This is a genomic window from Janthinobacterium sp. EB271-G4-7A (assembly GCF_020858075.1).
Taxonomy (GTDB): domain Bacteria; phylum Pseudomonadota; class Gammaproteobacteria; order Burkholderiales; family Burkholderiaceae_D; genus Janthinobacterium; species Janthinobacterium lividum.
In genome coordinates this window covers 1,594,550-1,614,874 of record NZ_JACYMI010000001.1, presented here as the reverse complement: position 1 = coordinate 1,614,874, position 20,325 = coordinate 1,594,550, and the positions used below count along the sequence as shown (strand labels likewise).

General features: G+C 63.6%; 18 protein-coding genes. 10 read left to right on the top strand and 8 right to left on the bottom strand.

Features of this window, described 5'->3' with window-relative positions:
- Window position 1: 1 nt before the first annotated feature.
- Entirely contained in the window at window positions 2-1,225 is a 1,224-nt protein-coding gene (locus IGS58_RS07350; protein WP_230520971.1) for an MFS transporter, read from the bottom strand.
- Between the two features lie 98 nt (window positions 1,226-1,323).
- Between IGS58_RS07350 and IGS58_RS07345 the strand changes: the two genes are divergently transcribed.
- Together IGS58_RS07345 and IGS58_RS07340 are read left to right on the top strand one after the other, a co-directional pair.
- Entirely contained in the window at window positions 1,324-2,232 is a 909-nt protein-coding gene (locus tag IGS58_RS07345) for a LysR family transcriptional regulator (protein WP_230520970.1), read from the top strand.
- A 73-nt stretch (window positions 2,233-2,305) separates the two neighbouring features.
- Window positions 2,306-2,839, top strand: a complete 534-nt coding sequence (locus IGS58_RS07340; RefSeq protein WP_230520969.1) for a DUF4256 domain-containing protein — start codon at window positions 2,306-2,308, stop codon at window positions 2,837-2,839.
- 11 nt (window positions 2,840-2,850) lie between these two features.
- On the opposite strand, the gene IGS58_RS07335 is transcribed toward IGS58_RS07340, so the two are convergent.
- Together IGS58_RS07335 and IGS58_RS07330 are read right to left on the bottom strand one after the other, a co-directional pair.
- A complete protein-coding gene (locus IGS58_RS07335) occupies window positions 2,851-5,007 on the bottom strand; it encodes a putative bifunctional diguanylate cyclase/phosphodiesterase (RefSeq protein ID WP_230520968.1) in 2,157 nt (718 codons plus the stop codon).
- A gap of 154 nt (window positions 5,008-5,161) precedes the next feature.
- Window positions 5,162-6,088 carry a LysR family transcriptional regulator gene (locus IGS58_RS07330; protein ID WP_034749931.1) on the bottom strand — a complete coding sequence of 309 codons (927 nt, stop codon included), beginning with the start codon at window positions 6,086-6,088 and terminating at the stop codon, window positions 5,162-5,164.
- A gap of 167 nt (window positions 6,089-6,255) precedes the next feature.
- Here IGS58_RS07330 and IGS58_RS07325 point away from each other — a divergent pair, with 167 nt between their 5' ends.
- From IGS58_RS07325 to IGS58_RS07300, 6 genes are all read left to right on the top strand, one after another.
- On the top strand, window positions 6,256-6,957 hold the full coding sequence (locus IGS58_RS07325) for a pirin family protein (protein WP_034779472.1): 702 nt from the start codon (window positions 6,256-6,258) through the stop codon (window positions 6,955-6,957).
- 28 nt (window positions 6,958-6,985) lie between these two features.
- The gene (locus tag IGS58_RS07320; protein WP_034779474.1) at window positions 6,986-7,372 is read left to right on the top strand and encodes a DoxX family protein; all 387 of its coding nucleotides are present in this window, start codon (window positions 6,986-6,988) and stop codon (window positions 7,370-7,372) included.
- Between the two features lie 156 nt (window positions 7,373-7,528).
- Window positions 7,529-9,772 (top strand): PhoX family protein, encoded by a 2,244-nt coding sequence (locus IGS58_RS07315; protein ID WP_230520967.1) that lies wholly within the window; start codon window positions 7,529-7,531, stop codon window positions 9,770-9,772.
- Window positions 9,773-9,992: 220 nt separating this feature from the next.
- Entirely contained in the window at window positions 9,993-10,646 is a 654-nt protein-coding gene (gene ribA, locus IGS58_RS07310; RefSeq protein WP_034749940.1) for a GTP cyclohydrolase II, read from the top strand.
- Window positions 10,647-10,715: 69 nt separating this feature from the next.
- Complete coding sequence (locus IGS58_RS07305; protein ID WP_070255582.1) at window positions 10,716-12,107, top strand: S1 family peptidase; 1,392 nt, start codon at window positions 10,716-10,718, stop codon at window positions 12,105-12,107.
- Window positions 12,104-13,084: an FHA domain-containing protein gene (locus IGS58_RS07300; RefSeq protein ID WP_070255585.1), complete on the top strand. Its 981-nt coding sequence runs from the start codon at window positions 12,104-12,106 to the stop codon at window positions 13,082-13,084. Before IGS58_RS07305 ends, IGS58_RS07300 begins: the two co-directional genes overlap by 4 nt.
- A 92-nt stretch (window positions 13,085-13,176) precedes the next feature.
- Here IGS58_RS07300 and IGS58_RS07295 read toward each other — a convergent pair whose 3' ends face one another.
- Window positions 13,177-13,833 (bottom strand): CCXG family PEP-CTERM protein, encoded by a 657-nt coding sequence (locus IGS58_RS07295; RefSeq protein WP_034779740.1) that lies wholly within the window; start codon window positions 13,831-13,833, stop codon window positions 13,177-13,179.
- A gap of 514 nt (window positions 13,834-14,347) precedes the next feature.
- Here IGS58_RS07295 and IGS58_RS07290 point away from each other — a divergent pair.
- A complete protein-coding gene (locus IGS58_RS07290; protein ID WP_131687304.1) occupies window positions 14,348-14,686 on the top strand; it encodes an MmcQ/YjbR family DNA-binding protein in 339 nt (112 codons plus the stop codon).
- Here the strand turns inward: IGS58_RS07290 and IGS58_RS07285 are convergent, their stop codons facing one another.
- Window positions 14,687-15,307 (bottom strand): TetR/AcrR family transcriptional regulator, encoded by a 621-nt coding sequence (locus tag IGS58_RS07285; protein ID WP_034779484.1) that lies wholly within the window; start codon window positions 15,305-15,307, stop codon window positions 14,687-14,689.
- A 91-nt stretch (window positions 15,308-15,398) separates the two neighbouring features.
- Here IGS58_RS07285 and IGS58_RS07280 point away from each other — a divergent pair, with 91 nt between their 5' ends.
- Window positions 15,399-16,613 (top strand): MFS transporter, encoded by a 1,215-nt coding sequence (locus IGS58_RS07280; RefSeq protein ID WP_052139967.1) that lies wholly within the window; start codon window positions 15,399-15,401, stop codon window positions 16,611-16,613.
- Window positions 16,614-16,616: 3 nt separating this feature from the next.
- Here the strand turns inward: IGS58_RS07280 and IGS58_RS07275 are convergent, their stop codons facing one another.
- The 3 genes from IGS58_RS07275 to IGS58_RS07265 are packed head-to-tail and all read right to left on the bottom strand — an operon-like array spanning window position 16,617 to window position 20,254.
- Complete coding sequence (locus tag IGS58_RS07275; RefSeq protein ID WP_230520966.1) at window positions 16,617-16,919, bottom strand: hypothetical protein; 303 nt, start codon at window positions 16,917-16,919, stop codon at window positions 16,617-16,619.
- 57 nt (window positions 16,920-16,976) lie between these two features.
- Window positions 16,977-18,206, bottom strand: a complete 1,230-nt coding sequence (locus IGS58_RS07270) for a PQQ-dependent sugar dehydrogenase (protein WP_230520965.1) — start codon at window positions 18,204-18,206, stop codon at window positions 16,977-16,979.
- 59 nt (window positions 18,207-18,265) lie between these two features.
- Window positions 18,266-20,254 (bottom strand): PKD domain-containing protein, encoded by a 1,989-nt coding sequence (locus tag IGS58_RS07265; RefSeq protein ID WP_230520964.1) that lies wholly within the window; start codon window positions 20,252-20,254, stop codon window positions 18,266-18,268.
- Window positions 20,255-20,325: the final 71 nt, after the last annotated feature.

Here is a 20,325-nt window from a genome sequence, read left to right as displayed (position 1 = left end):
CTCAGTGCACGGCCGCACCCGCCACATGGGCGGCCAGGTTCTTGCGCGCCAGCCACGCCAGCGGCAGCAAGGCGAGCAATGCGGCAGCCACGCCGGCCCACGGCGACGAGGCCATCAACTGGCGCGAGACCATCAGCGCCCCCAGCATGGAGCCGAAGGAAATGCCCAGGTTGAACGCGGAAATGTTCAGGCCCGAAGCGAAATCGACGGCTTGCGGCGTATAGCGCTCGGCCGTGGCCAGCATGCCGGCCTGCAGGGCGGGCGACAGGCCGAAGGCGAACACTCCCCAGACGAACAGCATCGCCGTCATCATCCATGGCGAGCTGATACTCAAGGCAACCCCCGCTTGCGTGACGGCCAGCAACAGCAGCATCGCGCGCAAGGCCTTTTGCCAGCCCAGGTGGCTGGTCAGGTAGCCGCCCGCCAGGTTGCCGGCAAAGGTGGCGACACCGAACACGATCAGCAAGGCGCTGGCCATGGTGGCGGAAAACCCCGTCACATCCGTCAGGATGGGCGTAATGAACGTGAACGCGGCAAAGCTGCTGCCAAAGCCGAACGTCGTCACCGCCATCATAGTGAGGATGGGGCCACTGCCGAGGGCCGCCAGCTGCGTCATGGCCTTGCCGCCCTTGCCCTGCTGTAAGCCGGCCGGCAGCCAGCACGCCATTGCCGCCAGACCCAGCGCAGCCAGCACGGCGACGGCAAAGAAGGGCAAGCGCCAGCCCATCAGGTTGCCGAGGAAGCTGCCGAACGGCACGCCGATCACCATGGCCAACGTCAGGCCCGCAAACATCACGGAAATCGCCCTGCCCGCCTGCGCCTTGTCCACCAGGCTGGCGGCCACGGTGGCGCCGATGGCAAAGTAGGTGCCGTGCGCCACGGCCGTGATGACCCTTCCCAGCAGCAACAGTTCAAACGTGTGCGAAAAGGCGGCCAGCAGATTACCGGCAAGGAACACGCTCATCAGTCCCAGCAGGGCCGCCTTGCGCGGCAGGCGCGACATCAGCAGCACCAGCAGCGGCGTGCCGATGGCCAGCGCCAGCGCATACAGGCTGACCAGCGAGCCGGCCGACTCGATGGAAATGTGCAAATCCTTGGCAATGGTCGGCAGGATGCCGACGACGATGAATTCGGTGACGCCGATGGCAAAGGCGCCGACGGCCAGCGCCAGCACGCCGGGCGGCATCTTGCTGGCTGAAGGGGAAACAGGGCTTGCGGTGGTCATGGTATTTCTCCGGCAGAGTTCAAGCCAGCCAGTGTATCGATGGAAACGCTTTTGATATAGACTCCAATAATGGAAACACCTGTGAAATGGATTCAATAATGGCCAGGCAAGACATCAACCGCGCGTTCGAGATGGCCGTGTTTGTGGCCGTGGTGGAAACGGGCGCCTTTTCCGCCGCAGCGCGCCGCCTGGCCTTGACGCCGTCGGCCGTCAGCAAACTCGTCAATCGCCTGGAAGCGCGGCTCGGCGCCCGCTTGCTCCAGCGCAGCACGCGCCAGCTGCACACGACGCCCGAGGGCGACGCCTTCTTCGTGCAGTGCAAGCGCATCCTCGACGATATCGATGGCGCCGAGCGCGAAGCGGCCCAGGGCGCGGCGCCGCGCGGGCGCTTGCGCATCAACTGTTTCGTGCCGTTCGGCGTGCGCCATCTGCTGCCCATCCTGCCCGAGTTCGCGCAGCGCTATCCCGATATCGTGCTTGACGTGGTGGTCAGCGATGCCATCGTCGACTTGCTGGAAGACCGCACGGACATCGCCATCCGCACGGGCAAGCTGAAGGAATCGAACCTGGTGGCGCGCAAGCTGGGTGAAGACGCGATGGTCGTGGTGGCCTCGCCTGCCTACGCGGCACGGCACGGCCTGCCGCGCACGCCGCAGGACTTATCCACGCACAATCTGCTGGCCTTCAATTTCCGCTGTCAGAACGAAACCTGGCCCTTTCTCGATGCGGCGGGCGACACCGTGCAGGTGGCGCCGCAGGGCAATACCTGCGTCAGCGATGGCGAAAGCATGCGCCAGCTGGTGCTGGCAGGCATGGGACTGGGACGCTTTTCGCGCCAGCACGTGCTGCGCGATATCGAGCAAGGCGATTTGATACCCGTGCTGCAGGACTACAATCCGGGCGACAAGGAACTCGTGCACGCCGTCTTCGTGGGGCCAGGCCTGCAAGTGCCGGCCAGGGTGCGCGTGATGCTCGATTATCTGCTGGAAAAAGTAAAACTGGGGTGAGCGCCGCCGACAAGCAGCGCGTCCTATAATCGGCCCTATCGTTGATATCGTTGAAACTTCAGGGAGCCGCGTCATGCACCATGACTTGATCCACACCTTGCAAATCCGCTTCAGCCAGCACATGCACCGCCATGCGGACTTGACGTGGGACAGCGTGCTGGCGCGCTTGAAGGCCGCTCCCGCCAGCCTGGCGGTATTGCGGCAAATGGAAGACACGGGCGGCGAACCGGACGTCATCGGGCATGCCGGCGACACGGGCGCCGTCACGTTTTGCGATTGTTCCGCAGAAAGCCCCATCGGCCGGCGCAGCCTGTGTTTCGATGCCGCGGCCCTGGCCGCGCGCAAGGCCAACAAGCCGGCCGGCAACGCGGTTGCCATGGCGCAAGCGATGGGTATCGCATTGCTGACGCAGGCGCAATACCGCCAGTTGCAGGAACTGGAACCGTTTGACCGCAAAACCTCGAGCTGGATCGCGACGCCGGACAGCATCCGGGCGCTGGGCGGCGCCCTGTTTTGCGACCGCCGCTATGAACAGGTCTTCGTCTACCACAATGGCGCCGAATCGTATTATGCGAGCCGGGGCTTTCGTGGCTTGCTACGCGTCTGATCGCCGCTTGCTCAGGCCAGCTCTTCCAGCCGCAACTGCCGGCCTTCATCGAGCATCAGCTCGAATTCGGCCGCCGGCACGGCCGGGCTGAACAGATAGCCTTGCAACTGGTCGCAACCGAGTTCGCGCAGGAAGCGCATCTGTTCGGCCGTTTCCACCCCTTCGGCGACGATTTCCTGGCGCAGCTGCTGCGCCATGGTGACGATGGCGCGGGCGATGGCGCAATCGTTTTCCTCGAACGGCAAACCGATGACGAACGAGCGGTCGATTTTCAAGGTACTGATGGGGAATTTCTTCAGGTAGGCGAGGCTGGAATAGCCGGTGCCGAAGTCGTCCAGCGCCAGCGCCAGGCCCATGGCCACCAGCTGGTTCATGATGTCGATCACCTTGTCGGCGCCGCGCATCAGCAGGCTTTCCGTGATTTCCAGCATGATCTGGTCGGGCCGCACGCCATAGCGTTCCAGCACGGCCGCTATGCGCGCAGGCAATTGTTCATCGAACTGGCGCGCCGACAGGTTGACGGCGATGGCCGGCATGTGCAGGCCCCGGTCTTCCCAGCTGCGGATCTGGCGGCACGCCTCGTCCAGCACCCAGGTGCCCAGCTCCAGGATCAAACTGGTTTCCTCGGCGACGGGGATGAAGACGCCGGGCGAGACCATGCCGCGCATCGGATGCTTCCAGCGCAGCAAGGCTTCCGCGCCGACGATGCGCCCGCTGGCCAGGCTCACTTTCGGCTGGTAGTGCAATTCCAGCTCCTTGTCGCCCAAGGCCAAACGCATTTCGCTTTCCAGTCGCAAATGTTCCTTGGCCCTGCGGTTCATGTCTTCGCGGTAAAACAGGAAGGTCGATTCGATGGTCTGGCTTGCCTTGGACACGGCCACGTCGGCAAAGCGGAACAGGGCCGGCGCTTCCAGGCCGTCTTCCGGATACACGGTGATGCCGATGCTGGCGCCCACATGCAGGGCGTGCGTATCGATATTGATCGGCGCTTCGAGCAAATTGAGCAGCTTTTGCGCCACATTCGCCGCGTGTTCGCGCTTTTCGATATGCAGCAGGGCCACGACGAACTTGCTGTTGTCGACCCGCGCCAGGATGTCCGCGTCGCGCAGGGCGCCACGGAACAGCTGGCCGATGGCGATCACCAGCTGGTCGCCCACTTCATGACCCAGCGTGTCGCTGATGGAACCGATGCGGCTGATGTCGATGACCATCAGCGCGCCATGCGTGCCCTGGCGTTTCGCTTCGGCCAGGCCCTGGTCGACCAATTGGTTCAGCAGGCAGCGGTTGGGCAAGCCCGTCAGGCTGTCGTAGTTGGCCATGCGCTGCATGCGCGCTTCGGCATCCTTGTGCACCGAGATATCGGAAAACAGGGAAAACACGTGGCTGATCTCGCCAAATTCATCGCGCACGACGCTGATGGTGACGTCTTGCGGGAACAGTTCGCCATTCTTGCGCTTGCCGATGATTTCGCCGCGCCAGGAGCCGTGTCCCCGCATGGCGGCGCGCACCTTGGCGCGGAAATCGGGGTCGTGCACGCCAGAACGCAGCAAGTCCGGCGTGCGGCCGATGGCTTCTGCCGGCGAATAGCCGGTGATGCGGCTGAAGGAACTGTTGATCGAGACGATGCGCTCTTCCGCATCCGTGATCAGCACGGCTTGCTCGCTGTCTTCGATGATGCGCGCGTGTAACCTGACCTTGTCCACGTCGGACAGCGGCTCGCTCATGGCCGACAGGCGCACGGCCATGCCGCATGCCTTGCCGGCCTGGTCGTGAATCACGTGGCGGTGCATGCGCAACCACGTCACCATGCCCGACTTCTTGCGCCGGCGCACATCGGTGGCCACGTCGCCCTGGGTGAAATGCAGCTCCAGCACGCTCGCTTCCGCGTCGTCTTCCGGATACAAAAACAGGATGTGCTGGCCCAGCGCTTCCAGTTCGGAATAGCCGAACATCTGTTCGGCCCCATGGTTCCAGCCGATCAAAAAGCCATCGGGATCGATTTCCAGCAAGGCGTCGGCCGGCGCCACGCGCACCACGGGGCGGCTGGCGCCGCGCAGCCGCTCCAGTTCTTCCTCCAGCCGCGCCATGGTGGCGGCCTGCTGCGGCCCCGCCTGTTCACGGGCATCCTGGGCCAGGCGCAGGCACAGCGCAACCTTCGCCTCAAGCATGGCAACCCCACTCTAGAGCCAGGTCAGGGGAACATATCAGGGGCGCTGCGGTGTGTGTAATCATCAAAATCCCACTATGGGGCGTGGAGGTCGGGCGGGAAATACTGTGAATATGGTAACTTAAAAGTGTTGGCGTATGTCAACATTTTAAGGCCTACGCCGAATGGCCCGGCAGATGCTGCGCCAGGCGGGCAAACACATCCGGTTCGCGCATGCGCGCCATCCACCAGCGCAGCGCAGCGCCATCCTCGCCCACTCGCCAGGCCAGGTAAAACGTTTCCGACGGTTTCGGTTCTTCCACGGCCTTTTCCACCAGCAAGCCGCGCGCGATGGCGGCGCGGGCGCACGGTCCCGGCAGGAAGCCAAAACCCAGCCCCAGCACCTGGTAATCGAACTTGACCTGCATGTTCGGCACGCTCAAGGCATCTTGCCCCAGCAGCAGCCCCACCGTGCGCGGCGCCATCTGGCGCGCCGAATCGGCCACCACCACGGCCCGGTGCTGCTGCAGGTGGCCGCGCGACAAGGGTTCCCGCACCTGCGCCAGCGGATGCGTGGGCGCCACGGTAAAGACGAAGTCGAGCATGCCGATCGGCTGCGCGATATAGCCGCCGCCGGCCGGCCCGTCGCCGGGCGCGCCCACCAGCAAGTCGGCGCGCCGGTCCAGCAGCGCTTCCCACGTGCCCGACAGGGTGTCCTGCGACAGGCGCAGCCGCGTCTGCTGCGCCACGTCGTAAAAGGCGCGCACGTCGTCGGCCAGGGCCACGGCGGAAAACATGGAGTCGATGCCGATGGACAATTCCGTTTCCCAGCCGGATGCCACCCTGCGCACGCGGTGCTCGAGGTCCTGCGCCGCCTTCAACAGATAACGGCCCTCCTTCAGCAATTCCTGGCCGGCCGCCGTCAGCATGACTTTCGGGCCATTGCGCTGGAACACTTGCACGCCCAGGTCGTCTTCCAGCTTGGCCACGGTATAGGAAATGGTGGACGGCACTTTATGCAGCTCCTTGCCGGCCGACGAGAACGATCCGCGGCGGTCGATGGCGTCAACGATTTGCAGGGCTTCCAGGCTCAGTCTTAACATTCGATTTTTTCGATCATAGGTCGCAAGATTTTCCGTTTTTCTTTCTCTGCAGAGGGGCCTATACTTTGCTCATCGTACAGCGAGGGGCAGAAAAGACGCCACGGCACAGCGCCAGGCAACGGTCCTTCGAAATTATCGCACATTAACTTATAGAAACGGAGTCCACCATGTTACAGATTCGTCATAGCGAAGAACGCGGCGCCGCCAACCACGGCTGGCTCAATTCCCACCACAGCTTTTCCTTCGGCAGCTACCACGATCCGCTGCACATGGGCTTTGGCCCCTTGCTGGTGATCAATGAAGACCGGGTCACGCCAGGCCAGGGTTTCGGCACGCACGGCCACCGCGACATGGAAATCATTTCGTATGTGCTCGACGGCGCGCTGGAACACAAGGACAGCATGGGCACGGGCTCCGTCCTGCACTACGGCGATGTGCAGCGCATGAGCGCCGGCAGCGGCGTGCGCCACAGCGAGTTCAACCACTCGGCAACGGATGGCTTGCACTTCCTGCAGATCTGGATCCAGCCGAACGTGACGGGCATTCCGCCCAGCTATGAAGAGAAACACTTCACGCCGGAAAGCAAACGGGGCAAGCTGCGCCTGATCGCCTCGAGCGACGGCCGCCAGGGTTCCGTGCTGATCCACCAGAATGCGGCCATCTACGCCAGCATCCTGCAGGAAGGCGAACAGGCCGAACATGCGCTCGACGAAGGCCGCCTCGCCTATGTGCACCTGATCCGCGGCAGCCTGGTGGTCAACGGCACGCCATTGAAAGCGGGCGATGCGCTGAAACTGACGCAGGAAGCCAGCGTCATCATCACGCAGCCGGAAGACGCGGAATTCCTCGTCTTCGACTTACCCAAATAATTGATCAATATAGAAAAAGAGAAAAATCATGGAAAACAAAACCAACGTCTTGCTGCCCCTCGGCCGTGCCGCCCTTGGCGTGCTGTTCTTTGTCTCGGGCTTGCTGAAAATCGGCGGCTTTGCGGGCGTGGCCGGCTACATGGCCAGCCAGGGCTTGCCGATCGCCAATATTTTGCTGGTGGGCGTGATCGTGCTGGAAGTGGGCGGCGGCCTGCTGCTGATCACGGGCTGGCAGGCGCGCTGGGCGGCGCTGGCCCTGGCGCTGTTCCTGATCCCCACCACGCTGATCTTCCACGCCTTCTGGAGCGCCGACGCGGCCCACTTCCAGGACCAGTTGACGAATTTCCTGAAGAACCTGTCCATCTTCGGCGGCATGCTGTTGCTGGTGGAGCGCGGTTTTCGCCAGGCCAAATAAGGCCAAGGCTGCCTGACCGGACGGGCCCGTCATGGACGCGCCCCGCCCGGCCGGCAGCCTGTCACCGTTTTGTCATCAAGCTGACATGGCGCTGTCACATTCGACAACTATCATGCGGTTGCCTTTAAATCACGCAACCACAGGACATCGCAGCCCATGAACAAGCCCAACGATCTGGCCATCAGCGCCACCGATCTGAACGACATTGACAGCAACGCGTCCCACGACAACCACTTCAACAGCATCCTGAACGCCCGCCTGAGCCGCCGCAACTGGCTGCGCGGCAGCGCCGTCACGGCCGCTACCGCCGTCATGGGTTCGATGGGCCTGTCCGCTTGCGGCGGCGGCAGCGATGCGATCGCCATCACGCCGACGCCAACGCCAACGCCCGAAAAACTGCTGGCCTTCACGGCCGTGCCGAAAAGCCTGGCCGACGTCGTGTCGGTGCCGGCCGGCTACACGGCCACCGCCCTGTATGCGCTGGGCGACTCGCTGCGCGCGGCAACGCCTGCCTACAAGAACGACGGCAGCGATACCGATTTCGACAACCGCGCCGGCGACCACCACGACGGCATGGAATACTACGGCCTCTCCGCCGCTGGCGCGCCGCTGGCGTCCGGCGCGGAACGGGGCTTGCTGGCCATGAACCACGAAGCCACCACCGACGAAAAACTGTCCTCGCACTTCCTGCACGTCAATGGCGGCACCACCACGCTGCCGCGTCCCGCCGCCGAAGTCGACAAGGAAGTGGCCGTCCACGGCCTGAGCGTGGTGGAAGTCAGGAAGACGGGCAGCGCCTGGGCCACCGTCAACGATTCCGCTTTCAACCGCCGCGTCACGCCGCTGACGGACATCGAGATTGCCGGCCCCGTACGCGGCAACGCCCTCGTGGTGACCAAGTATTCGCCGACCGGCACCAAGACGCGCGGCACCATCAACAACTGCGGCACGGGCAAGTCGCCATGGGGCAGCTACCTTTCCGGCGAAGAAAACTGGGCCGGCTATTTCACCCGCTCGGCCACCGACAATGCGGCGCGCGGCGACAAGTCCGTCGCTTCGCTGAACCGCTATGGCCGCAGCCAGGGCGGCGCCTCGCGCCACGGCTGGGAAACGGGCGGCAGCGACGACAAGTACGCGCGCTGGAACCTGAGCAAGATCGGCGCATCAAGCAACGGCAGCGACGACTACCGCAATGAATTGAACGGCATGGGCTACATCGTCGAAATGGACCCGTACGACAAAACCAAGGCTATCCGCAAGCGCACGGCCCTGGGCCGCTACGCGCATGAAAGCGCCGCCTTCAGCGTGCCGGCCGTGGGCCAGCAGCTGGCCGTCTACATGGGCGACGATTCGCGCAACGAATACATCTACAAGTTCGTCACGACCGCCGTCTGGGCCGCCGCGGACGCCAACCCGGCCGACCGCATGGCCACTGGCGACAAATACCTCGATTCGGGAAAGCTGTACGTGGCCAAGCTGGCCGCCGACGGCACGGGCCAGTGGATCGAGCTGGCCATGTCGAACGCGCTGATCCAGGCGTACAGCGCCTACAAGTTCGCCGACCTGGCCGACGTGCTGGTGAATGCCCGCCTGGCGGCCGACGCCGTGGGCGCGACGAAGATGGACCGTCCGGAATGGTGCTCGGTCAATCCTGCGAATGGCGAGATCTATTACACGCTGACCAACAACTCGAACCGCACCGTCAATCCGAGCGGCTCGTCGCAGCTGGCGCCGGACAGCGCCAACCCGCGCGCCTACACGGACATGAAGGGCAGCAGCGCGCAGAACGGCAATCCGAACGGCCATATCATCCGCTTCAAGGAAGGCACGGGCGCGGCCGCGGCCACCAGCTTTACCTGGGATGTCTACCTGTTTGGCGCCGAAAGCGGCGCCGACGCCAGCAAGATCAACCTGTCGAACCTGACGGCCGATCAGGATTTCTCGAGCCCGGACGGCCTGGCCTTCAGCCCGTACACGGGCATCTGCTGGATCCAGACCGACGATGGCGCCTACACGGATGTGACCAACTGCATGATGCTGGCGGCCATTCCCGGCAAGGTCGGCGATGGCGCCAAGTCCACCCTGAACTACGCGACGGCGGCCGGCGGCAACCTGGCGGTCGACACCTTCATCGGCAAGAAACCCACTGCCGACACGCTCAAGCGCTTCCTGGTGGGGCCGGTCGGCTCGGAAATCACGGGCATCAGCGAAACGCCCGATGGCAAGACCATGTTCATCAACATCCAGCACCCGGGCGAAAACACCTCGCTGGCGAATATCGGCGATCCGTCCAAATACACGAGCCAGTGGCCGGCCAACGCCGGCTATGGCGCCGGCAAGCGTCCCCGCTCGGCCACCATCGTGATCACCAAGAACGACGGCGGACGCATCGGCAGTTGATGTCCCGTGCCTGGCGGCGGCATCCGCCAGGCAAAGCCAGCAGTTCACCTTGTAAAAGGAGGAAGTGTCCCTAAGTAAGGCTTATCACCAGACATTGCAACGACCGAATGGCAGCCAGGGAAAACGTTTCCCTGCTTTTTGGTATGATGGCAAGGCGCGCCGGCACCGGAGTGGTGTCGCGCGCCTTTTATTTTTGATAATTACTTATATGAGCACAACCATGCAAAGCGGCGCAGACATCCTGGCGACAGGCGAATTGGATTACACGACTTCCTGCGCACTGCCGACGCCGTGGGCCCAGTTCACCCTGCACGCCTTTGTCGAGCACGCCACGGGCAAGGAACACCTGGCCATGGTGCTGGGCGATATCGGCAACGGCGAACCGGTGCTGGCGCGCGTGCATTCCGAGTGCCTGACGGGCGACGTGCTGTTTTCCCAGCGCTGCGACTGCGGCGCCCAGCTCGAAGGCGCCCTGAAACGCATCGCCGAGGAAGGCCGCGGCATCTTGCTGTACCTGCGCCAGGAAGGGCGCGGCATCGGCCTGATCAACAAGATCCGCGCCTACCGCCTGCAAGAGGCGGGGGCCGACACGGTGCAGGCGAATGAACAGCTGGGCTTCAAGGCCGACGCGCGCAACTACACCTTGTGCAAACCCATGTTTGCGCAGTTCGGCATCCACAGCTTGCGCCTGATGACGAACAACCCGCGCAAGATCGCCGCCATGGAAGCGCTGGGCATCACGGTGGCCGAACGGGTGCCGCTGCTGGTCAACCGCAACGCCTTCAACCAGCACTACCTGAATACCAAGCAAAGCAAGCTCGGTCACATGATGACGCCGGAAACGGCACCGGCGCTGGAAGACGGCGCCCTGTAGTGCCCCGGGCCGGTGCGTGCTCGATACCGCGCCGCGCCGGCCGCGCTCCTGCTCACGCACAAAGGATGCATGAAATTATCTAACCTCGCCTTCTTGCTGGCCAGCCTGTGCGCTGCCGCAGGCGCACACGCGGCCCCGGCGCCTGCGCCAGCCGCGGCCCCCACCGCTTCGACTCCCCCCATCAAACCGCCGCCGGCCACCGCCGCACCAGCCGCCACCGAACATGCGGCCCTGCCGCCGCCCTCCTCGGCCGCACAAAAGCTGTACACGGCCGCGCGCGCCGACATCCTGCAAGTGCGCGTGCTGCTGAAGAACGGCCGCACGCAGTCGTCCGTCGGCTCGGGCTTTTTGATCGGCACGGGCGACCTGGTGGTGAGCAACTATCACGTGGTCTCCCAGTTCGCCCTCGACCCGGACACCTATGTGGGCGAATGGGTCGACACGAGCGGCCAGCGGGGCAATGTGGAATTGCTGGCCGTCGACGTGCTGCACGACCTGGCGGTATTGCGCGTGAACCGCCATGGCACGGGCTTCTTCAAGATGCCGGAAGGGCTGGCGCCGCTGACGCAAGGCCAGTACCTGTATTCGATGGGCAATCCGCTGGACCTGGGCTTCGCCATTTCGGAAGGCTCGTACAACGGCGTCGTCACGCGCAGCTTCTACGACCAGCTGATGTTTACGGGACCGATCAATTCCGGCATGAGCGGCGGCCCCAGCGTGACGGCAAATGGCGACGTGGCCGGCGTGAACGTATCGAAACGCCTCGATGGCGAACTCGTCAGTTTTCTCGTACCCGCCCGCTATGCCCAGCAATTGCTGGCCAAGGTGGCGCAGCAAGGCAAGCCGCCGAAGGACTTCAAGCCGCTGGTGACGGCGCAGCTGCTGGCGCACCAGGAAGTCATGCTGGCGCGCCTGCTCGACACGCCATTGAGCCTGAAAACCATGGGCCCGTACCGCGTGCCCGTGCGCGAATCCAACCAGATGCGCTGCTGGGGCCGCTCCAACGTCAAGTCCGACAAGCCCTATATGCTCGACAATACCAGCTGCGCCATGGAATCGGCCATCTTCATCTCCGGCGCCCTGCAGACGGGGCAGGTGTCGATGCGCCACGAATTTTTGCGCAGCAGCGAACTGGGTCCGCTGCGCTTTTCCGAGCTGGCCAGTGCCTCGTTCAAGAATGAAAGTTTCGGCAGCTACAAGAGCGCGCACCTGACGGGTCCCCATTGCACCGAACAGTTCGTCAAGAACAAGACCTTGCCCTTGCGCGCAGTCCTGTGCGTGCGCGCCTACCGCAAGTTTACGGGACTGTACGACTTTGCCCTGCTGGCCGCCAGCACCGATGAGCCATTGATGAGCCTGCAAAGCCGCATCGACGCGCGCGGCGTGTCCTACGCCAACGGCATGCGCGTCACGCGCACCTTCCTCGAAGCGCTGTCGCGGGAAAGCGGACGCAAGCCATGAAAGCACCATACTTCATCGAAATCCTCGCCGAGAATGGCGAAGTGCGGCAGCGCCAGCGCATGGCATCCCTGCCGATCCGCATCGGCCGCGGCTACGACAACGACTTCATCCTCGATGATGCGCATACGGCAGCCGCGCACGCCATTGTCGAGGACGACGGCGCAGGCGGCCTGCTGTTGCGCGACCTGGGCAGCCAGAATGGCGTGATCCACCGGGGGCAGCGGCAACTGCAAGTGGCCATGACCGGCAACAGCATCGTGCGCCTGGGCCACACGCGCCTGCGCGTGCGCGCCAGCGACCATCCCGTGGCGCCCGAACTGGGCGACACCACCCGGCATGACTGGGAAGGCTTGCGCCCCGCCGTCGCCGGCCTGGCCATGATCGGCGCCTCGGCCGCCTTCAGCAACTGGCTCAGCGATGCGGACGCCTTCGACCCGATTTCCTACCTGATGATCATCGCCTACGCGCTGGCCGGCGGCCTCGTGTGGGCGTCGATCTGGGCCGTGGCAAACCGCCTGTTCGGCCATGTGGCGCGCTTCGGCCGCCACCTGTTCATCATCGGCTGCGGCTTGCTGGCCATGGAGGCGTGGGAACTGGGCAGCAACATGGCGGCGTATGCGCTGTCGCTGGAAGTGCTGACGCGCTACGGACGGCACATGTTCATCGTCATCGTCTGCGCCATGATCTACTACCATTTGTGCACGATCAAGCCGCAGCACCCGCGCCGCTTCGGCCTCGTTGCCGTCGTGCTGGCCATCCTTGGCTCGACCCTGATCCTGCTGAGCAATTTGCAGAGCAGCGGCCGCCTGGCCGACGAGCCGTACATGTCCGTGATCTACCCGCCGGCCTTGCGCCTGAGCCCGGATCACACGACGGACGCCTTCTTCCGCGATGCGGCCAGCCTGCAGCGCGCCGTCGATGCCGAGCGCGGCAAGGCGGCCAAGGGTGCCGACGAAGACGAAGACAGCGGCGATTAAGCCGCCGCCATGCAAAAAGCCCGCCGTGTCCTGACAGACCGGCGGGCTTTTTATCGCGCGCCATCAGGCGCGGCGAGGTCGGCGATACAAACTTAGAACTTGGATTCCTGCTTGCGGCGTGCCGTAAAGCCCAGCAAGCCCAGGCCGATCAGCAGCATGGCGTAGGTGGTTGGCTCTGGGACGGCCGAGATCAAGCCATCATTGGCGCCGAAGCTGACGAAATTGTTGTTGCCCGCCTTGAACTGCGCTTGCTGGCCGCCATCGCAGCAGCCTTCCAGGCCGTAGATGCTCAGGGTATGGTTGCCGGCCGCCAGGGTGCTCGAACCGCTGAGGAACTGGCTGCCATTGTTGTAGTTGCCTGCCCACCACATGTCATTGCTCTTGAAATCCAGCGCCACGCCGTCGAGGAACAGGGCGCCGCCCTTGCCGAAATCGACGCCGCTGCGGAAGCTCCAGGTGCCCGCATCGGCCGCGCCGACGCCAAAGTTGATGACGGATTTGAAGGCGATGTTCGAGCCGCTGCCAAACAGGCCGCTGTTGTTGACGTTGTCATAGCTGGCAATCGTCGTCGAGCCATAACCGGCGCCAGGCGTGGCCACGGCGGCATTCACAACGGACTGGTAGTCGGCGGCGGAGCTTTGCGCGCCGGCGCCCGAATAGCCGGTGGACAGGGTGATGGTGCTGGCGTTCGCGTGGGCAAACACACCGACAGCGATCAGGGACAAAGCGATTTTAGGCAAGTTTTTCATGATGGTATCCAGTAAGTAAGTATTCAGTGGGCGCAGCAAGGGGCGCTGGAGCTGAATACACGCTGCATTGAGGCGTGTCGGCGTAGCGCTAGGGATTGCAGGAATGAGCGGTCGGGGGCATGGCTTCCGCGAAACAGCGCGGACTTGCGGCGTGCCATGGCGGCACTGCAAGCGTCCTGAAAAGGGTTCGGGTTCCCGGGACAAGGCCAGACAATTGACGGGTCAGGTAAGACGATGAAGCTATTCTAGCTCAAATTCCTTGGAAGAAAAGTATTTTTCTTTTAACCATGAAAGATATTTTTATGGCAAGCACCTGTCCAGTGGCAGAAAAAACCCATCCCTCACTCTGGAGCGGCGACCATGCGCGGCACGTGACGTGTCGCGGCTGCACCACAGACCAGTCCGTCAGTGTCGCATCTTGCGCATTTCTTTTCGCATGCCTCTGCACCACGGGGCGAAACAGCATGGCAAAATGCAGTCACGCTGCTATCTGTCCGATGAGGGGGAAAGAGGAATGGTCGACCTGGAAGAACTACGCTATCTGGCACTGTCGTTTCCCGACACCACCGAGGAAGAACACCACGACCGTCCGGCGTTCCGCGTGGGCGGGAAGATCTTTGCCACCCTGCCCGATGACGAGCACATCAACGTGCTGCTCGATGCGGAAGCGGCGCATATCGCCACAGTCATCACGCCATCGGGTTGCGAAAAGCTGTGGTGGGGCGAACGCCTGGCGGGTATCACGGTGTGCCTGGCGGACGCCGAACTGGACATGCTGGCCGCCGCCCTGACGGCCGCCTGGCGGCGCAAGGCGCCCAGCGACCTGGCCAAGACCATCGCCCCGACAGGGTAGTTACAGCGGCCAGTTGCGCAGCAGCAATCCCACCATCTGCTGCAACTGCTCGCGCGAGACGCCGGCCGCCGCCTGGATGGCCATGCCCTGCGACAGGGTCACGACAAAGCGCGCCTGCTGCTCCGGGCAGGAATCGGGCGGCAAATCCCCCTCTTCCCTGGCGCGCCGCAAGCGGTCGCGCAGCTTGATTTCACCGCGCAGCCGGCGCGCAAACAATTCATCGCGGATCGGCAAGGCATCGTCGCTGCAGGCGAGCGCCGCATTGACGCCCATGCAGCCGTGCGGACCGTCCGGCATGGTTTGCGCGTCGACATATTGCGTCAGCAAGGCTTCCACCACCTGGCGCGCCGTCGGCTGTTCCAGCGCCGCATCGAAAAACCGCATGCGCGTGTCGCTGTAGCGCTCGAGCGCCTTGTGGAACAATTGCTCCTTGTTGCCGAAGACGGCATACAGGCTGGGCCGGTTCATGCCCATGGCTTTCGTCAATTCCGGCAGGGAGCTGCCTTCATAACCCTTTTCCCAGAATACTTTCATGGCGCAATCGAGCGCCTGATCCGCGTCAAACGTGCGTGGCCGCCCCGTTTTCGCCTTGACCGCTTCCTCATTTTTATCTTGTTTCATACCGTTCGGTAAAAAATTATTGACAACACTGTCTGCCTTCCCTGATTATATACCGACCGGTTAAAAACCTCCCGGCTTTTCAGGAACCCCTATGCACACACCTTCCAACGCTACTGGCGACGATACCACCGTGGCGCCATGGCTGGCCGTCTTATCGGTTGGCATCGGCGCCTTCGCCCTCGTCACCTCCGAATTCCTGCCCGTCGGCCTGCTGCCCGCCATGGCGGCCGAACTGGCCATCAGCAAGGGCCAGGCGGGGCTGATGATCACCACGCCCGGCATCGTTGCCGCGTTTGCCGCCATCTTTGTCACCGTCGGCTCGGGCCGCCTGGACCGCCGCATCGTGCTGCTGGCCCTCACGGCCCTGCTAGTGGCGTCGAATCTGCTGGTGGCGCTGGCGCCGTCGTATGCCTGGATACTGCTGGGCCGCGCCATGCTGGGCGTGGGCGTGGGCGGCTTCTGGGCCATCGGCAGCGCCATCGGCCCGCGCCTGGTGGCGCCGCAGCATGCGTCGCGCGCCATGTCCATCATCTTCGCCGGCGTCTCGCTGGGCACGGTGGCGGGCGTGCCGGCCGGCGCGCTGGTGGGCGAGCTGGTGGGCTGGCGGGTCGCTTTCGGCGCGGCCAGCGCCATTGCCGTGCTGGTCTTCCTCGGCCAGCTGTTGCTGCTGCCCAAGCTGCCGCCGACGCAGGCCATCCGCCTGCGCCAGTTGCCGATGATTTTCGGCATCCGCAAGGCCAGGCTGGGCCTGATCGCCACAGCCATGATCTTCACGGGCCAGTTCGCCGCCTACACGTATATCGCGCCGTTCCTCACGCAAATCTCGCACCTGGCGGCCGGCACGGTCAGCGCCATGCTGCTCGTGTATGGAGCTTCCGGCTTCATCGGCAACCTCGCGGGCGGCTGGGCCGCCGGCCGCTACGAACGGGCCGCGCTGATGGTGACCGGTGCCGTGCTGGGCTTGTCCACCCTGGCCCTGGCCGCGTTCGGCAGCCATTCACTTACCGCCATGCTGCTGGTGGCCGTATGGGGTTTCGGTTTCGGCGCCATGCCGATCGCCGTGCAGACGTGGATGTTCAAGGCGGCGCCACACCTGATGGAAGGCAGCAGCGCGCTGTTTGTCGCCATCGTGCAAGTGTCGCTGGCGTCGGGCGCCTTGCTGGGAGGCATGGCCGTCGACCGGCTGGGCGTATCGAGCGCGATGGTGGTCGGCGGCCTGTTCGCCCTCGGCTGCGCCTTGACGATCGCCATCTTTGGCAAGCCGCAGGCCAGCCCCAAGGCTGGCGCGGCCTGCGTCACATCGTAGGAATCAAATGCGGCCGCGGCGGAATTCGCCAAGAAATTTCGTCACTTCGGCCGGCGTCATCACGACGTCCACATCGCCGTGATACGCATACAGGAAGGGCGTGCCGCCCAGGCGATCCGTCAGCTTGGCAAAGAGCAGAAAGCGGCTGCCCAGCGGGTAGCGCTGCACGTCGACCAGGCGGCGCGAGCACTGCACGGCCAGCTCGGGCGAAAAAGCCTGGCCCGGCACGGGGCGGATTTCCACACGGCCATCAATGGCGCGCGATTCGACGGCGACGTGCCGGTATGCATAAGTATCACGGGCCATGCCGCCACCTTGAATGAAGTAAAGGCGCCATCTTAAGCGAAGATGGCGCCTGCCGTGCTACTGCGCCACGATGCGCAGCAAGCGGCCATTGTCTTCATCCGTCAGCGCATACAGATAGCCGTCCGGCCCCTGGCGCACGTCGCGCACGCGCGCGCCGATGGCCAGGCGGTCCTGCCCCGTCACCTTGCCGCTGGCATCGACGGCGATGCGGCGGATATCCTTGGCCGCCAGGCCGCCGCTGAAGATGCTGCCGCGCCAGGCGGCAATCTTGTCGCCCGTGTAGACGGCCAGGCCCGACGGTGCCGGCGACGGCACCCAGGCCACGCTCGGATTGAGCATGCCGGCCACTTCATGCTTGCCGACCGGTTCATGCGTCGTGTAGTCGGCGCCATAGCTTTGCAGGGGCCAGCCGTAGTTGCCTCCCGCCACCACCAGATTCAGCTCATCGCCGCCATACGGTCCGTGTTCCGTGGCCCACACGCGGCCGGAAACAGGATCGAGCGCCAGGCCCTGCACGTTGCGATGGCCATACGACCAGATTTCCGGCAAGGCACCCTTGGCCGCCAGCGGGTTGCCAGGTGCCGGCTTGCCGTCTTCCGTCAGGCGCAGGATGGAACCCTGGTGCGTGGCCAGATTCTGTGCCTGCTCGCGCGCCAGGCGGTCACCGATGCGCAACGGCGGGTTACCGCCATCGGCCACGCTCATCAGCAAAGTGCCGTCCGGCAGCCACAGCAGGCGCGAACCGAAATGCTGGCCGCCGCTCTTGTCCGTGGCCACCTTGAACAGGGTCTGGATGCCCGTCACCTTCCTGCCGTCGAACACGCCACGCACCAGGGTCGTGCGGTTGGCGTCATTCGTGCCTGTCGACACCGTCATGTAGACGCGCTGCTGCGCCTTGCCCGCATCCTGCGGGTGCAGGACGATATCGAGCAAGCCGCCCTGCCCGCCCGTAAACACTTTCGGCATGCCTTCCAGCGCCACGTCGGTAAAAGTCTTTCCATTCAGCAGATGCAATGTTCCCTGCTTGCTGGTGACGAGCGCGCGCCCCTCGCCCAGCCAGGCGATGCCCCACGGCTGGCGCACGCCCTGCGCGACGGTCTCGGCCTTCCAACCCTGTCTGGCGGCGGGCGGCTCGCCCGTGGCTTGCAGTTCGGCGTGGGCAGGCATGGCCAAGGCCGCGAAGGCTCCCAGCAGCAGGGCGGTGGCAAGGCGTGTGCGCTTGATGGTTGGCATCGGGAATTCTCCTGTGTCGTCAATAAAAAAGGCGGCCGCGATGGTCTTTGCCATCGTGCCGCCTTTAAAAATAGCACAGATTGCACGGCGGACGCGCCGCCGTTCTCATGCCATCAGCGATACACCAGATAGTATTTCGGGCGCGCGGTGGTTTTCTGCGCGCCACCCGTCTGCACCAGCGCTACAGGGTCGCCTGCGGCCGTGTGGAAGATGCCGATGCCATAACTTTGCTCGCCGCCAATCACCGGCAGGCTGACGCTGCCTGCTGGGAAGAGCAATTCACCGCTATATTTCTTGTAACTGCCCTGATATACCGTATCGTAGCCTGGATAAGCGTAGTCAAACGAACTTTCCATCAGCAGCACTTCCGCTTTGGTGGGCGAATAAGTCATCGATTGCATGCTGTTGCTGCTACCGCTGCTGCTTGATCCTAAGGTAAAGCGCCCCATGTATTGCAGCGTGTCGGCATTAAAGTAGGTACCGTTTCCGGTAAACAAAATATCTTCCTTCGGCGACAGGAAGAACGGTGACGAAATGTAATAGTCGCCATAGACAGTGCTGTTAGTGAGGATGGCATGCGTTTGCGGGTCAAAGGTGAAATACGAAAGCGTTGAGTAATTGCCCTGCGAGAGAAAGACCTTGTCCTTCGATGCCACAAACACGCCGCGCAGGACGCCATAGAAACCGCCATTGGCAAAATCAAGCGAAGGCAATGCCTGTCCCGTACGTGCGTTAATAACAGCAACAGCGGGCCGCGCGGATGGACCAATCGATTGGCCCGAGAGAAATACCACGCCAGCATTGGTAACGAATACCTCCGTCTGCGTGCCACCGGTGCCGGTCGATTTCAACAGGCTCCCCGACACCAGATCCACCAGACTGACCACGCCATCATGCAACACAGCGGCCAGCTTGCCATCCGGACTCAGATTCAGGGCCTTGACCGCTGTCGGCAGATCAACGCTGCTGGTCGCGCCGTTAACCGGATTGATGACTTTGACGGTGTACGGCTCGGCAGTGACGACGACAAGGCGGTCGGTAGCCAGGCTATAACGCATCTCAACCGGCTTGAACGGCAATGCGACCACACTCGAAGTCGACGTGACCGCATTGAATTTCAGGTAAGCGATCGCCGTCTGGCGGCCATTGCTCACTGTCAGCGACAGCACGTAAGCGCCAGCCACGTCCGGTGTAAATGCAGGAATCGCCGCCGTCGCTGCGCCCACCGCCGCGACAGAACCGGCGGGACGGGTATCGACCGCCCAGGCATAGCTCAGGGGAGCGCCACCCTCGTCATAACTGAGGATGCCGCTGGTGACCAGCGGCTGGCCGACGGGGACGGTCTGGTTGTTGCGGCTGACCACCGCGACCGTGCCTTGGATCACGCCCATCGGCATGCTGTTGTTGGCATCGAACAGGTACACCGTTTCGGCATACGCGCCCTTGCCGTCCGCACCGCGGGCACGCACTTTGTACAGGCCCAGCACATCGGGCGAGAAACGCGCCGTTTGACCGCTGACAAACAGCAGGGACGTACTGCCGGCCGGCTTCTGGATCAGTTCCCACGTCGTGGTTACCTTGTCGCCGTCGATATCGACGCTGCCCGTGGCATCAAGCACGATGCCGGAACCTGCCGAGACACTCACGGCATCCTTGACGAGCGGCTGCGCCGTAAACGTCGCATTGACCACCAGCACCGCATTCGGCACCCGGTTATTCACCAGCACGGTGGCATTCTTTTCCGCAAAACCGCCCTTGCCATTCGTCACGCGCAGCTTGAAGACATAGGTACCCAGCGCGTCGGGCTGGAAGTTCAGTTTCGGGGTCGAGACGGCGCCCATGTTCAAGCCGCTGCCGGCAGGTTTCGAGACCATGCTCCAGGCAAAGCTCAGCGTCCCGCCGTCGCTATCCTTGCTGCTACCGGCATCGAGTTCAATCTGTCCACCCATGCTGCCGACGGCATCGGCACCTTCTGCCGCCGCCGACACGGCACCGGCAAACAGGATGGCCGGCTGCGGCACGGCCGCCACGGGCGGCGGCGCCGCAGTTTCACTGCCACCACCTCCACCACCACACCCGGCCAGCATGGCCATGGCCAACATACCCGCTCCCAACCAGCGCGCGGCTGGTCCCTGCATACGACTACGCATATGATTCCGTTCTTTCAATATTT